The sequence below is a fragment of the Brachybacterium ginsengisoli genome (genome assembly GCF_002407065.1).
Lineage (GTDB): Bacteria > Actinomycetota > Actinomycetes > Actinomycetales > Dermabacteraceae > Brachybacterium > Brachybacterium ginsengisoli.
This window is the reverse complement of sequence record NZ_CP023564.1, coordinates 621,345-636,118: the sequence shown is the minus strand read 5'-3', so window position 1 is coordinate 636,118 and position 14,774 is coordinate 621,345. Positions and strand designations below refer to the sequence as shown.

Annotated in this window: 11 protein-coding genes; 5 read left to right on the top strand and 6 right to left on the bottom strand. The window is 73.0% G+C overall.

The window, feature by feature from the left end; genetic code table 11:
* Positions 1-3 precede the first annotated feature (3 nt).
* The 4 genes from CFK41_RS02730 (at position 4) to CFK41_RS02715 (ending at position 4,709) form a co-directional block, all read left to right on the top strand.
* On the top strand, positions 4-972 hold the full coding sequence (locus tag CFK41_RS02730; protein WP_096798293.1) for a carbohydrate ABC transporter permease: 969 nt from the start codon (positions 4-6) through the stop codon (positions 970-972).
* Positions 969-1,730, top strand: coding sequence for a DUF624 domain-containing protein (locus CFK41_RS02725; RefSeq protein ID WP_096798292.1), 762 nt, complete (start codon positions 969-971; stop codon positions 1,728-1,730). The genes CFK41_RS02730 and CFK41_RS02725 overlap by 4 nt, the downstream gene beginning before the upstream one ends.
* Positions 1,727-3,337, top strand: coding sequence for an extracellular solute-binding protein (locus CFK41_RS02720; protein ID WP_096798291.1), 1,611 nt, complete (start codon positions 1,727-1,729; stop codon positions 3,335-3,337). Before CFK41_RS02725 ends, CFK41_RS02720 begins: the two co-directional genes overlap by 4 nt.
* Before the next feature lie 259 nt (positions 3,338-3,596).
* The gene (locus tag CFK41_RS02715) at positions 3,597-4,709 is read left to right on the top strand and encodes an ROK family transcriptional regulator (RefSeq protein ID WP_169928778.1); all 1,113 of its coding nucleotides are present in this window, start codon (positions 3,597-3,599) and stop codon (positions 4,707-4,709) included.
* 52 nt (positions 4,710-4,761) lie between these two features.
* Here the strand turns inward: CFK41_RS02715 and CFK41_RS02710 are convergent, their stop codons facing one another.
* From CFK41_RS02710 to CFK41_RS02700, 3 genes are read right to left on the bottom strand one after another with little or no spacing between them, the layout of a single operon-like run.
* A complete protein-coding gene (locus tag CFK41_RS02710; protein WP_096798289.1) occupies positions 4,762-7,518 on the bottom strand; it encodes a transglutaminase family protein in 2,757 nt (918 codons plus the stop codon).
* Positions 7,515-8,870 (bottom strand): DUF58 domain-containing protein, encoded by a 1,356-nt coding sequence (locus tag CFK41_RS02705; RefSeq protein ID WP_096798288.1) that lies wholly within the window; start codon positions 8,868-8,870, stop codon positions 7,515-7,517. The genes CFK41_RS02710 and CFK41_RS02705 overlap by 4 nt, the downstream gene beginning before the upstream one ends.
* Entirely contained in the window at positions 8,867-9,907 is a 1,041-nt protein-coding gene (locus CFK41_RS02700) for an AAA family ATPase (protein ID WP_096798287.1), read from the bottom strand. The genes CFK41_RS02705 and CFK41_RS02700 overlap by 4 nt, the downstream gene beginning before the upstream one ends.
* A gap of 134 nt (positions 9,908-10,041) precedes the next feature.
* On the opposite strand from CFK41_RS02700, the gene CFK41_RS02695 reads away from it, so the two are divergent.
* Positions 10,042-11,373 (top strand): LPXTG cell wall anchor domain-containing protein, encoded by a 1,332-nt coding sequence (locus tag CFK41_RS02695; RefSeq protein ID WP_096798286.1) that lies wholly within the window; start codon positions 10,042-10,044, stop codon positions 11,371-11,373.
* Between the two features lie 87 nt (positions 11,374-11,460).
* Here CFK41_RS02695 and CFK41_RS02690 read toward each other — a convergent pair whose 3' ends face one another.
* The 3 genes from CFK41_RS02690 to CFK41_RS02680 form a co-directional block, all read right to left on the bottom strand.
* Positions 11,461-12,702 carry an MFS transporter gene (locus CFK41_RS02690; protein ID WP_227873274.1) on the bottom strand — a complete coding sequence of 414 codons (1,242 nt, stop codon included), beginning with the start codon at positions 12,700-12,702 and terminating at the stop codon, positions 11,461-11,463.
* Between the two features lie 271 nt (positions 12,703-12,973).
* Positions 12,974-13,993, bottom strand: a complete 1,020-nt coding sequence (locus tag CFK41_RS02685) for a formylglycine-generating enzyme family protein (RefSeq protein WP_227873181.1) — start codon at positions 13,991-13,993, stop codon at positions 12,974-12,976.
* Positions 13,994-14,070: 77 nt separating this feature from the next.
* Positions 14,071-14,742: a TetR/AcrR family transcriptional regulator gene (locus tag CFK41_RS02680; RefSeq protein ID WP_096798284.1), complete on the bottom strand. Its 672-nt coding sequence runs from the start codon at positions 14,740-14,742 to the stop codon at positions 14,071-14,073.
* Positions 14,743-14,774 lie beyond the last annotated feature (32 nt).

The window sequence follows — 14,774 nt, the reverse complement described above, 5'->3', positions numbered from 1 at the left end:
CCCATGACGACGACGACAGAGCCCCGCGACCGGCTCGCCACCGACCGGCTCGACGGGTCCCGTGTGATCCACAAGGCGGTGGGCAGCCGCGACGACACCTGGTTCGACCGCCTCAACGTGGTCTTCGTGGTGCTGATCGTGCTGGTGATCGGCTACCCCTTGTGGTTCGTGGTCATCGCCTCGATCAGCGATCCCCTGGCAGTGCAGTCCGGGAAGGTGTGGCTGTGGCCGGTGGAGATCACCACGGCCGGCTACGAGCGGGTGTTCGGCCACTCGGCGATCTGGATCGGCTACCGCAACTCGATCGTCTACACGGTCGTGGGAGTGGCGGTCCATCTGGCCCTCGTGCTGCCCTGCGCGTACGCCCTCTCCCGCCGCCACATGGTCGGGCGCACGCTCGTGACCTGGTACATCCTGTTCACGATGCTGTTCTCCGGCGGCATCATCCCCACCTATCTGCTGGTGCGGAACCTGGGGATGCTGGACACCATGTGGGCGGTGATCCTGCCCGGGGCCGTCGGCGCCTGGTCGATCCTGGTGGGCCGGGCCTTCTTCACCCAGACGGTCCCCGAGGAGCTCGGGGAGGCCGCGAAGGTCGACGGCGCGAGCGACCTGCAGACCTTCGTGCGGATCGCCCTGCCGCTGTCCCTGCCGATCATCGTCACCCTCGGCCTGTTCCACGGGGTGGGCCTGTGGAACGAGTACTTCAAGGCGCTCATCTACCTCAGCGACCGGGACAAGTTCCCGCTGCAGCTGGTGCTGCGCGAGCTGCTGATCGTCTCCCAGGACCCCTCCGCCGGAGGCGGGGCCGGGCAGGGCGGCGACGCGGGCTCGATCGTGGAGCAGGTGCGCCTGGCCGGGCTGATCAAGTACGCGGTGATGATCCTGGCGTCGCTGCCGCTGCTGATCATCTACCCCTTCCTCCAGCGCTTCTTCACCCAGGGCGTGCTGATCGGGTCGGTGAAGGGATGAGCGCCCCGACGCGCGGCGCCGCCGGCGCCCTCGTCGGCGGGCTGGACGCCCTGCTGCGTCGCGCCGTGCAGCTGGTGTGGCTGAACCTGTGGTGGACGCTTTTCACCCTGCGCGGCGGGATCCTGCTGGGCATCGGCCCGGCCACCGTCGGCGCCCATGCCGTGGCGAGCGCCTGGGCTCGCGGCGAGCGGGAGGTGGACGTGCGCGGCACGATGTCCGCCTGCTGGCACCGGCACCGGCGCCTCGCCGCACCCGCCGGCCTGCTCGCGCTCGCGCTCACGGCGTCCCTGGCGCTGACCTGGTGGCTCTCCCGCGGGCAGGCCCCGATCCCGGCGGCCATCACGCAGGGCCTGGTGCTGCTGGCGGCGCTGCTGCTCGCCGCCACGCTCCCCTATCTGGCCCTGGTGATCGAGCGGACCGACGGCCGGGGCGCACCCCTGACCCGGACCTCGCACCTCTTCGCCGCCGGGCTCGCGCTCGGGATGAGCCGGCCCGTGCTCACCCTCGCCCTGATGACGATCTGGATCGGCTGGCCGGTGCTGCTGCTGGCCTCCGGCTGGCCGGGCCTGCTGCCCGTGCTCGGCGTCGCGATCCCCCTCGCCGCCTCCGCCCGGTGCCTCGAGCGCGTGCTGCCCCGCAGCGCGTCGGCGCCTCCCCGCTTCCCACCGACCGACACCGACCACGACCACCAGACCGACACCGACACCGACTCCGACCACGCACCCCACCCGATGCACGTCTCCGAGAGGACATCATGACCATCTCCCCGTTCACCCGCCGCACCGTTCTGGCCACCTCCGCCGTCCTCGCCTCCTCCGCGGCCCTCGCGGCCTGCGGCGGCGGCTCCGAGAGCACGGACACCTCCGAGAAGATCGACAACCCCGACGACAACATCAACACCGAGGGCATGCCGATCGTCGACGGGCCGGTGAAGATCTCGCTGATGAGCCGTCGGCCGAACACCACCGCCGAGGACTGGAACACGATCGCCGCCGCGAAGGAGGCGCAGTCGATCACGAACATCGAGGTGGACTGGGGACTGGTCGCCGAGGAGGCCACGGCCGAGCGCCGCAACCTCATGCTCACCAGCGGCGACTACCCGGAGGCCTTCTACCGCAGCGGCGTCCCCGGCGGCGACATCGCCAAGTACGGCGAGCAGGGCGTGTTCGTCGCGCTGAACGACCTGATCGAGAAGTACATGCCCAACCTCAAGGCCCGTCTGGAGGAGACCCCGGCCCTGCGCACCGGCCTGACCTTCCCGGACGAGAACATCTACTCCCTGCCCGGCATCTACGACCCGACCACCCTGGGGCTGCGCTACCAGACCAAGCTCTGGGCGCGCCAGGACTGGCTCGACGCCGCCGGGATGAGCACCCCCGAGACCGTCGACGAGTACCGCGCCTTCCTCGAGGAGGTCAAGGGCACCCAGAAGGGCGCGGTCCCGCTGGGCGGGCAGGGCCTCGGCAGCATCTTCGCCAGCCTCTACGGCACCTTCGGGATCGCGAACCAGGGCACCGACGCCGGCGCCGCGGTGGATCTGGATCCGGAGACGGGCGCCGTGCGCTACTACCCCACCAGCGACGGCTACCGGGAGATGCTCACCTTCCTCCACGGCCTCTACGCCGACGGCCTGCTCCAGCAGGACATCTTCGCGACGGACTTCGCGGCCTTCACCGCCGCGGGCACCGACGGGAAGCTCGGCTCGTGCGCCATCCAGGCGCCGGCCGGGTACTTCGGGAAGGTGGGCGAGAGCTACGCCGCCCTCAAGCCCCTGGTGCGCAGCGCGGGCGATGAGCCGGCCTGGCACGCGGTGCGCTCGGAGCTGTCCTCGATCGGCAACTTCGTCATGACCGACAACTGCGAGCACCCGGTCGAGATGGCCCGCTGGATGGACTTCTGGTACAGCGAGGAGGGCGCGAAGCTGTTCTTCCTGGGCGTCGAGGGCGAGAGCTACGAGATGGTCGACGGCCGCGCGGAGCTGCTGCCCGCGATCACGGAGGCCGCGTCGATCGACGAGGGGCTCCAGGAGCACGCCCTGTACCTGGGCGGCTGGTACCCGGGCTGGGCCACCGGCGACTGGTTCCGCGGCGTGGAGACCTCCGAGCAGTCCACCGAGGGGGCGAAGGTCGTCGAGCCCTTCGCGCTCAAGGAGGTCTGGCCGGCGTTCACCTTCTCCGCCGAGGAGTCCCAGAACATCACCACCATGGGCAACGACATCACGAAGTATGCCGACGAGTCCGTCGCCGCGTTCATCACCGGCGAGCGCTCGCTCGACGAGTGGGACGACCACCTGGCGACCTTCGACACGATCGGCCTGGCGGACTACGTGGCCACCCACCAGACGGCGCACGAGCGCCGCAGCTGAGCCCCGGGCCGGGCGGGATGCCGTCCGGCCGACGGACCGGCCCGACGCGGTCGGCGGCGTGCGCGCCTCGCACGCCGCCGACCGTGATCCCTCCAGGCCATGACCGGCGACGGTACCGTGAGCCCGGAGGGACCCAGCCGCCCTCCGGACCCGCTCCGGGCCGCGCCGCGTCGAGGCGCGCCCCGGTCGGGACGGGGCGGCGCGGATGCCCACCGGGACGCCCCTCGCGGCGTCCCGATCGACCACGGAGAGGCACGACATGACCCCCAGCGATCCGGGTGCCCGGCGCGCCGGCGCCGACACCACGCTGGTGCGGCACCTGAACCGCAGGACGGTCCTGACGACGCTGCGCTCGCACCCCGACATCACCCTCTCGACCCTGGGATCGCTGACCGGGCTGTCCCGGGCCACGCTCTCGGCCGTCCTCGAGGAGCTCACCGAGCGCGGGCTCCTCGAGGAGCACGCCCCGGCCACGGGCGGCTCGGGTCGTCCGGCCCGGCGCTACGCGTTCCGGGCCACGGCGGGCTACGTCCTGGGCCTGCACTTCACGCCGAACCAGGTGCGCGCCGTCGTCACCGACCTCGAGGGGCAGGTGGTCGCGCGCGAGCGGACCGAGGTCCCGCCGTCGGTGCCCGCCCCGGAGCGGCTGGCCCGGGCGCGGGCCCTCGCCGAGACGGCGACCTCGCAGGCGGGCCCGGTGTGGAGCGTGGGCGTCGCGACCACCGGAGTGGTAGGCCCCGAGGGCCGGGTGCTGCGCTCGAGCCAGATCGCGGGCTGGACCGGCCTGGACCTGGTGGGGACGGTGCGCGGCTGGTACGGGCGCGACGCCGTCGCCGGGAACGACGGCACCCTCGCGGCGCTCGGCGAGAAGTGGCAGGGCGCCGCACGCTACGCCGACGACGTCGCGCTGATCCTGTCCGGTCGGCCCAGCGGCCAGGGCATCGTGCTCGGTGGACGCGCCCACCACGGCCGCTCCGGTGCCGCGGCCGAGCTGGGCCGCCTGCTGCAGGACCAGACCTGGAACGCCGCCGCGGTGCTCGACGAGGCCGGCCGCACCGCGCAGGACGTCTTCCGCGCCGCGTCCGAGGGCGAGGAGGAGGCCTCGCGCCTCGCCGCGCACCTGGCCCACCACACCGCCCGAGCGGCCTCGGTGCTGGTCTCGGTGCTCGATCCGCAGCTCGTGGTGATCGCCGGAGAGCTCACCGTGGGCGGTCGCCCCTTCCTCGAGGCGGTGCGCCTGCAGCTGGAGACGATGTGCATCAACGTCCCCGCCGTGGTGCTCTCCGAGCTCGGGGATGACGCGGTGCCGCTGGGCGCGGCGCGCCTGGCCCTCGACGCGCTCGAGGAGAAGGAGTACGCGCTCGAGGGGTGAGCGCGGGAACGGCGCGGGATCGGGCCCCGGGGCTCCGTGCCTGCCCCGGGCCTCAGCGCACGGAGCGGATCAGGGTGATGAGCAGGTCCGCGTCCCGACGCAGCGGGTGCTGCGCGCGCTCAGGAGCCGTCGACCCGGCGTCCCCGACCCCGACCACGTCCCCGTCCCCGTCCCCGACCACGTCCCCGTTCCCGTCCGGCGAGAGTGACGAACCGGGGGCATTCCCGGGCCCATTCGCCCCTGTTCGTGACTCCGGCACGGTGCGGCCCCCGCCCTCACCCTGCGAGGGTGACGAACCGGGGGGAATCACCGCGTCATTCGCCCCTGTTCGTGACTCCGACACGGTCGACGGGGTTCCGTGGGCCGGCACGGCAGTGGGTGCTGCGGGCAGGGGCGCCGCGTAGCGGGCGGTGGTGAAGGCGTCGGCGATGCGGCCCGCGGCGGCGCGATGCTCGGCGGTGACCTCGATGCCCGAGCGGTCGATCTGCCCCAGCAGGTCCTCGAGGGCACGATGCGGGGGCAGGGCCGTGTCCAGAACCAGCGGGGTGGGGGTCGCTCCCCAGGCCCCGGTCATCATCAGCCAGCGGATCGCGACCCGGCGCACGGAGAGCTCGCGGCCGAGCTCGGACCAGGCGAGCTCCCCCGCTCCGCGGTACCGATGCTCCACGGCCAGTGCGGAGGCTCCCGCTCCCGCCCCGCCTGCCGCGGACGCTCCCTCCCCGCCTGCCGCGGATGCGCCCGCCCCGGGCGCCGCGCCCTCCTGCAGCACGGCCCAGCGCTCGTCGCGGGCGCGCAGTCGTCGGCGACGCAGGCCCACCACCACCACGGCGGCCGCGGCGGCGAGCAGTCCCCCGGCCGCCATCACCACGACGACTCCCCACTTGACACGCTGGACGGTCTGCTCGGAGGGGCCGATGCCGCCGCCGTCGGAGGCCTGGGCGGCCGCGGGGTCCTCCGTGGTGGTCTCCTCCGTGGTCTCCTCCTCGCTGGAGGGCTCCGTGGTGGGGGCTTCCGTGGTCGGGGCCTCGGTGGTGGGTGCGGTGCCCTCCTCCGGGGTGTCCGACTCCGTCCTCTGCGGCGTGTTCACGCCGTTGGCGGCCGCGGCCGGCGTCGGTTCGAAGCGGACCCAGCCGTACTGCGGGCCGAACCACACCTCGGGCCAGGCGTGGGCGTTCTTGGCGGTGACCGACCACTCGTCACCCTCCTGGGTGCCCGCGGTGAAGCCGATGACCACCCGGGTCGGATAGCCCTGCGAGGTCATCATCAGCGCGAACGCGGCGGCGAACTGCTCGCAGTAGCCCACCCGGTCCTGGAGGAAGGACTCCAGCGGGTCCTGCCCCGGCGGAGAGGTCACCGTGAGCGAGTAGGCGAAGGTGCTGCGGAAGTAGTCCTGGAAGGCGACGGCGGTGTCATAGCCGGTCCCGGTCCCCTCCTGCTGGACGATCTGGTCGGCGAGCTCGGTGGCCGCGGCGGGCACCTCGTCGCTCGAGGTGTATCCGCTGTCGAAGGGCTGCTCGAACTGGGCCGGGTTCACCGCGCGCAGCTGCTCGGCGGTGGCGGTGGCCGGCTCGGACTCGATCGTGTAGTGCTGGCCCAGCAGGCCGGAGGGCACGTTCCCGATCGCGACCTCTCCGTTGGCGGGCAGCACCTGCAGCGCCCGGTTCAGCGACATGTCCTGCCCGTGGAGGGAGCGCACGTTCTCCGGCACCGGGAGCCGGTTCCCGGCGTAGCTGCGGATCTCCACGTCGGTCCGGACGAAGTCGTCGGTGCCACCGCTCGCGGCCAGGCCGTCGTCCCGCGCATCGCTGAAGGCGGGGAGGGCTCCCTCGAGGCTCTCGCCCGCCACGTCCGAGCGGAACACCTCGCCATCGAAGGTATTCAGGGTGCGCAGGCGCAGGTAGGAGGGCTCCTCGGCGGTGCTGGTGTAGCGCAGCACCTCCGTGTCCTGCTGCTGGAGCAGCGAGCGGCGCACGGAGATGTCGTCGTCGATCATCACCGGCCCCAGGGACGGGCCGCCGGGGTCCTGCCACTGCCTGAGCAGGTCGATGTTCAGCGCGATCCGCGCCGGTGCCAGCTGCGGCAGGGCGGATCCGACCGCGGGCGTCAGCGCGGCGACCAGCACCAGGCACAGGGTGACGGCGCCCAGGGTCCGGCCGGGGTGCGCGGGAGGCCCCGCCTGCGGCCGACGGTCGCCGCGCAGGTAGCGCGGGTCGGCGTGGATGGTGCGGGTCGCGAAGATCATCGCCCCGGCGAGCACGGGGGCGGCGATCTGCCACCACTCGCCGCCGGCCGGCTGCTGCAGGGCGGGGATCAGCAGGGAGCTCATCATCGCGAGCGCGGTGGGGGTGTGCCAGCCGAGGTCCAGGAACATCAGGTCCAGCAGCAGGGTCACCAGGCCGATCAGCGCCACCAGGATCAGGGTCCCCGGAGCGCCGAGGGTCAGCGGGGCGATGCCCGAGGCGAGCTCGTGCACCCCCCTCGAGACGATCGCTGCCTGCTCGCCGAGCACCGCGACCGGTCCGTCCTGCCAGCGCGCGAGGCCCAGCACGGTCTCGACCACCACCAGCAGCAGGAGCAGCAGGCCCGCCTGGGCCAGCGGCACCAGCATCTGGCGGCGCATCACGGTGCGCAGCACGACGCCGCCGAGGATCACGGGCGCGGCCGCGACCAGGGTCAGCATCAGCCACGAGGACCCGGCCAGCAGCTGGGAGGCGGGGGCCGCGGCCAGCAGCAGGGCCACCAGGAGCAGCAGGGCCCGGCCGGCGAGATGGGTGCCCTCGAGGCTGGGACGGCCGATCAGGGGGCTCATCGCGCCGTCTCCTCGTCGGCGGTGAGCAGCGCGGTGAGGGAGTCGGCGGCGGTGCCGCGCACCAGCGTCCAGGCGCCGAGCTGGGAGCGGACGGGGGCGTGGCGGTCGCGGACGGCCGCGAGCTCGGCGCGGTGCTGCTCGTGGGCGCGGCCGAAGTCCTCCCCGTCCCCCGGGCCGATGCGCCGGGCGGGCGGGGTGGATGCAGGCACCTCCCCCTGGTCCTCGAGGGCGGGTCGCAGCGCGATCGCGGTGCGGTGGGCGGCACGGCCGGCGAAGCGGTCCAGCTCGAGGCCGGAGAAGGGGTCGCCGTCGTCGGGTCCGAGGGCGATCGCGAGCGCGGCGTGCCCGGCCGCGTGGTCGTGGCCGATGCCGCCGGAGGCGTCGTCGTCGAAGTCGACGTCGGCGAGCGCGAGCAGGGAGGCGCGCTGCTCGACGGCGTCGGCCTCGCTGCCCAGCGGGGAGGGCCCGGGGATGCCGCGGCGGCGGCCGGTACGGGTGATCTCGTCGCCGGAGGCGTCGACGATGCGCACCTCCCAGCCGTTCAGGCCCAGGGCGTCGAGCACGGTCGCTGCGTGGGAGACGAGGGCGTCCTCGACCTCGCCGGAGGGGTTCTCGCGCTGGGAGGTGTCGAGCACGATGACGGCGCTCTGCCCGACCGAGGGCTCGTCCTCGCGGGTCATCAGCTGCCCGGTGCGGGCGCTCGCGCGCCAGTGGATGCGACGGATGTCGTCACCGCTGGCGTACGGGCGGGGGATGGGGCTGATCTCGCCGACGCCCTGCGAGGCGATCGCGCCGATCGCCCCCTCCCGGCTGATGCCCGTGACCTGCTCGGCGGCCGGCTCCATCGTCCCCACCACCGGCAGCCCGGTCAGATGCAGCCCGTCGTCCACGGTGCGCCGCAGGTGGAACAGCCCCAGCAGGTCGCGGACGATGATCGAGTAGGGGCCCAGGTCGTGCCGCCCGCGTCGGCCCACGCGCAGGACGTGCGGCATCCGCGCCGCCAGCGGGAGGTCGCCCTGGTCGCCGAGCTCCACGGGCAGGTCCTCGCGCACGATCCCGCGGCCCAGCGGCACCACCGTGATCCACGGGGTGCCCTCCAGCAGGAGCATCACCCGGGCGCTGCCGCCCACGGGCACCGCGTCATCGACCAGATAGCGGCGCGGGCGCAGCCCGACGCTGCTGACCAGGATCCCGATCGCGCCGATCACCAGCATGATCAGCAGGGCGGCGGCGATCTGTCGGGCGGGGTTCACGCGCGCCAGGTCGCCCAGGACCCACAGCACCAGGCACAGCCCGAGCACCACACCTCCGCGCCCCGTGGGGCGCAGGATCGTCCCCGGGCGCGCGGTCATGCCTGCGGGGTGCCGCGCAGCACCTGGTCGACCAGGTCCTCCGCGCTCGCGCCGCGGGAGAGGGCCTGCGGGGTCAGGTGCAGGCGGTGGCGCCACACCGGCATGATCACGTCGGCGATGTCCTGCGGGGTGACGAAGATTCGCCCGGCCAGGGCGGCCTTCGCCTTCGCGGCGCGCACCAGGTGCACGGCGGCGCGCGGCGAGGCGCCGAGGGTGACCTGCGGGTGGGACCGGGTGGCCTGGGCCAGCCGCACCACGTAGTCGAGGATCAGCGGGGAGGCGAACACCCCGCGCACCTGAGCGATGTGGGCGGCGATGCGCTCGGGGCTGGTGCGGGTGACCACGGCGTCGATCACGTCGCGATCGCCCTCGCGGATCGGGCCGGTCTGGGCGGCGAGCATGCGCGCCTCCGCGCCCGGGACCGGGTAGCCCATGGAGGTCTGGGCGAGGAACCGGTCGCGCTGCGCCTCGGGCAGGCGATAGGTCCCCTCCATCTCGACGGGATTCGCGGTGGCGACCACCATGAACGGCTCGGCGAGGGGGTAGGTGGTGCCGTCGACGCTGACCTGCCGCTCCTCCATCGCCTCGAGCAGCGCGGACTGGGTCTTCGGGGAGGCGCGGTTGATCTCGTCGGCCAGCAGGATCTGGGTGAACACCGCGCCGGGTCGGAACTCGAACTCTCCCGTGGCCTGGTTGAACACGCTCGCACCGGTGACATCGCCGGGCAGGAGGTCGGGAGTGAACTGAATGCGGTGGCGCGCGGCGCCGAGAGAGGCGGCCAAGGACTTGGCGAGCATCGTCTTGCCCACGCCGGGGATGTCCTCGATGAGGAGATGGCCGCCGGCCAGGAGGACGAGCACGGCGGTGCGGGCCACCTCGTCCTTGCCCTCGACGATCGTGGCGATCTCCGCGATGATGCCCTCCGCCTCGGCGGCGATCTCCTGCACCTGGGACTCGGTGAGCGTCGGGGGTGCACTGCGGGAGTGCGCGTCGGTCGGGTCCTGCGGAGCCTGGACAGCGAGGTCGTCCTGGGTCATGTCGAGCTCCTTCGATCCGACGCCGGCACGGGTGTTCAACAACAATTTGCCACCTGATGAACTGCCCAGGCGATAAATCAAGGGAATGGCTCCTACAGTATGACGGGTCAAATCTGCCGTGCTGAGGAGTTCGAATGTCCATCCGCCGTGGACAGGCCACCGTCCGTCTGGGTGCCGGACTCGCGCTCGCCCTGACGTGCGCCGGAGCGCCGGCCATCGTGCTGGCGGGCCCGACAGCGCCCGCTGCGGCAGAGGTCACCGACTGCGCGCCCGACGCCGCCCCGAGCGCATCCGCGACGTCGACGACGCTGGATGGGACCGTGGAGGTCTCCGGCGACTGCTTCCCCCCGCGCCAGCAGGGTCAGATCGAGATCTTCATCCAGGGCGATGACGCCTCGCGCCAGGTCAAGCAGGTGCAGACCGAATCCTCGCAGTCCGTCTCCGCCTCGTTCGAGCCGGAGGTCGCCGGGGACTACACCGCGGTGATCACCGTCATCGGTGAGACGGCCGACACCTCCTTCACGGTCGACCCTTCGCAGCAGCCGCAGGATCCCCCGACCGATCCTCCGACGGATCAGCCGTCGGAGCCCACCGAGGAGCCGACGGAGGACCCCACCACCGAGCCGACCGAGGAGCCCAGCACTCCTCCGGCCTCCGAGGAGCCGAGCACCCCGCCGCCCGACGAGGGCGACGACACCACCGATGAGCCCGGCGCCGGCGACAGCACCGAAGACGACGACAGCGACTCCGGCGACGGGGACGGCACCGACCCCGGCGACGATTCCAGCACCGGTGGCGGCACCGGGAACGACGACACCGGGAACGACGACACCGGGAACGACGACACCGGGAACGACGACACCGGCAGCGACGGCACGGGCCCCGGCACGGGTGGTGACGACGGCTCCGACAGCAGCACCGACGCCCCTGACGGCGGAGACACAGGCAGCACCCGGCCCGGTGACGGCCAGGACTCCTCGACCTCCTCCCCCGACTCCCCCTCCTCCGAGACGGGGGACGAGGCGCAGGACGAGGACGAGCCGGATCCGTCGGCCGCCGACCGTCCGAGCCCCTCGGTCCCGGACTCCGAGACCTCCGTGCCCTCCTCCCCCGGGACCTCCGACTTCCCGCCGGCACCGCCCAAGCACGCCGCCGCGCAGAAGAAGCAGGCCGCGCTCGCGGTCCTGGTCGCCTCCGAGTTCGCCCACGGCGTCTCCGGCGGCGCGGTGGGGACCGCTCCCGCCGCGTCCGACGCCGGGACGTCGGGCGACGACAGCACGGGCGACGGCTCCTCGAGCGGCGGAGCCTCCGAGGGCGGCGATGCCTCCGGTGTCGGCGCCGCGTCCGACGGCGGCGGCGAGCTCGCCGAGACCGGCACGGATGTCAGCGTCCCCGCCGGTCTCGCCGGGATCGCGCTGCTCAGCGGTGCCGGGCTGCTCTGGCACCACCGGCGCCGACAGGACTGAGCAACCGGCAGGACTCAGCAGCAGGTAGGACTCAGCAGCCGGCAGGACTGAGCGCGAGGCGGCCTCCGCCCGCAGGCACGCGCCCGCTCAGGCCGCCAGGCCCCGCCGGGTCTGCAGCGCGATGAGCAGTCCGATGAGCAGCGCTCCGACGGCGAGCGCGAGCCCGCCCACCGCGACCGCGCCGCTCACCCCGAGCAGGGCCCCGAGCCAGGCGAGCGTGATGCCGTTGCCGGTGCGCATGCCGCTGCCGATCATCGAGTAGACGCCCACCACGCGGCCGCGCTGGTCCGCGGGGGCGCGCAGCTGCACCAGCGCCTGGCCGATCGAGGTGGCGGCGAGGTTCGCGACCCCGCCGATCACGAGCGCGATCAGAGCGACCGGATAGTGCGTGGTGGTGGCCACGACCAGCGAGGTCAGCCCGAACATCACCGCGGCGACCACCGCGCCGCGCACGTCGGCCCGGAGGATCCCGGTGGCCTCGAGCAGGAAGCCGCCCACCACTCCCCCGACCCCGTTGGCGAACAGCAGGGCGCCGTAGCCGATCCCGCCCTCCTCGCCCGCACCGAGCACCTCGGCGAAGTTCGGCATCGCGACCTGGAGCGAGGCCCCGACGCACACCGCGATCAGGCCGGCCAGCGCGATCATCCCCACCAGCACCTTGTCCCCGCCGACGGTGCGCAGCACCCGCGGGGTGTCCAGGATCGAGACCCGCTCCCGGCGCACATGGCCGCTACGCACGTGGCCAGTGAACGGGGTGCGGAGCATGAGCAGGGTCATCGGCAGGTAGAACAGGACGTTCGCGAAGATCCCGCCCGTCGGCCCGAGCGCGAGCAGCAGCACCGAGCCCACCACCGGCCCGGCGAGCACGCCGAGGCTCTTGAAGGTGGCGTTCAGGCGCACGGCGCTGGGCAGCTCGGCCGGTTCGGCGAAGTCGTGGAGCATCAGCTGCTCCGCCGGACCCCACAGTGCGCCCGCCATGCCGTGCAGCACCAGCAGCACGCACGCGCTCCACATCTCCAGCGTCCCGGTGAGGAGCAGCAGCCCCCAGCTCAGCGACACGAACGCGAACAGGCACTGGGCGACCTGGATGATGCGGCGGCAGTCGTACTTCTCGGCCAGGCCGCCGAACAGCACCGAGAACAGCAGGAACGGCAGCCAGTGGCTGATCACCTGGAAGCCCACCAGCCACGGCGAGGCGAACAGCTCCCACAGCACCCAGTAGGTGATGACGTGCTCGATGTTGTCGCCCATCATCGAGAGCCCTGCGGTCATCAGGTAGGGACGGGAGTGCTTGTCGCGGAGCGGGCCGAAGCGACGCGGGGCCTGCAGGTTCGTGGGACTCGACCTTCTTCGGGAGCGGGGCAGGACGACCCGGGCTCGAGTCGCGCAGGTCAGAGGGGCGGTGAGGATGTCAGCCTATGGCCGGTCCGTGGCGCGGGGACAGCACGGCCCGGCAGGAGAGACCGGGCGGGCGGAGCCGGGTGCTTCTGCCGGCGTATGGCGACGCGAGCTGGCGATATGACCACCTCGTGCCGCTATACGCCCGCCCGTGACACCGCGCGCTCGCGGGCGGCGTCAGCCAGCTCGGTGACAGCTCATCTCACCGCTCCGCCCCGCGCCGGGACACCGTGCGGAAGCCGGCGTTGCCCATCGAGGAGTCGGGAGTGTTCTGGGAGCGGGCCGAGTTGCGGTAGCGGTTGCAGTAGGAGTCGTGGCAGAGATAGCTGCCGCCGCGCATGACGCGGGCCTGCCCGTCGGCGGGGCCGACGGGGTCGGTGACCGTGGTGCGCTTCTCGGCGGTGGTCCCGCGACGGTAGGTGGCGGGGTGGAACCGGTCCTCGCACCACTCCCAGACGTTGCCGACGCTCTGCCACAGTCCGTAGCCGTTGGGCGCGAAGGTGCGTACCGGCGCGGTGGTGGGGAAGCCGTCCTCGCCGGTGTTCCGTCGGGGGAACTCACCCTGGAAGATGTTCGCGCGCCAGCCGCCCTCGTCGACCTCCTGATCGCCCCAGGGGTACTTCGCCCCGTCGATCCCGCCGCGGGCGGCATACTCCCACTCGGCCTCGGTGGGCAGGCGGCGGCCGGCCCACTCGCAGTAGGCCTGGGCGTCGTTCCAGCTGACATGCACGACGGGGTGATCGCCGCGGCCCTCGAGGTCCGTGAAGCGACCCCCGGGGTGGCGCCAGTCCGCCCCCTTCACTCCGGACCACCACGGGGTCCCGGTAGCGGGCCCCATGACGTCCTCGGGCGGGGCGTCGATCGCGAGGTGGAAGACGGCGGAGAACCCGAAGGACTCCGCCTCGGTGATGCAGCCGGTCGCCTCGACGAAGCGCGCGAAGTCGTCGTTGGTCACCGTGGTCGCATCGATCTCGAAAGCGCTCAGGGCGACCTGGTGACGCGGTGTCTCGCCGTCGGCCCGGTTGCGGTCACCGGAGGAGTCGCCCATCGTGAAGGAGCCGGCCGGGATCGCGAGCTGCTCGACGAGGTGACGCGGGCCGGGTGCCGAGGAGCCTTCAGGGACAGCGCCGGCGCGGGGAGCCCGGGCACCGATCTCGATCAGCTGCTCGCGCTGGGGCGTGCCGCAGCCGCACCCGCATCCCGATGGGTCCTCGGTGGTCACGGACGATCTCCTCAGGGTTGTCTCGGGGTCGAGCGGGAGGCGGCGTCCTCGGGCCCACGGGAACCGTACCCGTCACCTCACGGCGCGAGCAGCACCGCGAAGGTCTCGAGGGTCTCCTTCAGCTCGATCGAGGGCTCGAGCAGCCACTGGATCTGCAGGCCGTCGCTCGCGGCGACGATGAGCGCGGCGGTGCGCGCGGGGTCCACATCGCGGCGCACCAGCCCGGACTCCTGGTCCTCGCGCAGCTTCGCCTCGAGGCTGCAGCGCACCCGCTCGAAGCGCGCGGTGAAGTACTCCTTGGCCGGCCCGGTCTCGCCCTCGAGAGCCGTCGCCACCAACGTCGAGTAGAGCTGCACGAGGCCCGGCACCTCGAGGTTCGCGATCGCCGCATTGGTCATCACGTGCACCGAGCGCTCCGGCTCCCGGTCCTCCGACTCGTCACCCTTGGGGCTCTCGGCGTGCTCGTAGACCGCGACCAGCAGCTCCTCCCGGGAGGAGAAGTAGTGCAGCAGCGCCCCGTGGGAGACCCCGATCGACTCGGCGATGCGGCGCAGCGAGGTGCCGTCGGCGCCGCGCTCGCGGAACACCTCGATGGCGCGGTCCAGGATCTCCTGCCTCCGGGCGATGCCCTTGGAGTAGGAGCCCGCGCGGCCGATGCGGCGGGCGGCGGGGCGCGCCGTCCCGTCGGCCGACGGGGTGGCCTCCGGGGTCCCGCCGGGGACGGCTGGCGCTGGATCCTCGGTGCTCATGACGCCAATGTACCCACCTCGGGAACTCTTCC

Coding starts and splice junctions, on each gene's coding strand:
- CFK41_RS02730 (WP_096798293.1), top strand. CDS start 4: ATGACGACGACGACAGAGCCCCGCGACCGGCTCGCCACCGACCGGCTC.
- CFK41_RS02725 (WP_096798292.1), top strand. CDS start 969: ATGAGCGCCCCGACGCGCGGCGCCGCCGGCGCCCTCGTCGGCGGGCTG.
- CFK41_RS02720 (WP_096798291.1), top strand. CDS start 1,727: ATGACCATCTCCCCGTTCACCCGCCGCACCGTTCTGGCCACCTCCGCC.
- CFK41_RS02715 (WP_169928778.1), top strand. CDS start 3,597: ATGACCCCCAGCGATCCGGGTGCCCGGCGCGCCGGCGCCGACACCACG.
- CFK41_RS02710 (WP_096798289.1), bottom strand. CDS start 7,518: ATGAGCCCCCTGATCGGCCGTCCCAGCCTCGAGGGCACCCATCTCGCC.
- CFK41_RS02705 (WP_096798288.1), bottom strand. CDS start 8,870: ATGACCGCGCGCCCGGGGACGATCCTGCGCCCCACGGGGCGCGGAGGT.
- CFK41_RS02700 (WP_096798287.1), bottom strand. CDS start 9,907: ATGACCCAGGACGACCTCGCTGTCCAGGCTCCGCAGGACCCGACCGAC.
- CFK41_RS02695 (WP_096798286.1), top strand. CDS start 10,042: ATGTCCATCCGCCGTGGACAGGCCACCGTCCGTCTGGGTGCCGGACTC.
- CFK41_RS02680 (WP_096798284.1), bottom strand. CDS start 14,742: ATGAGCACCGAGGATCCAGCGCCAGCCGTCCCCGGCGGGACCCCGGAG.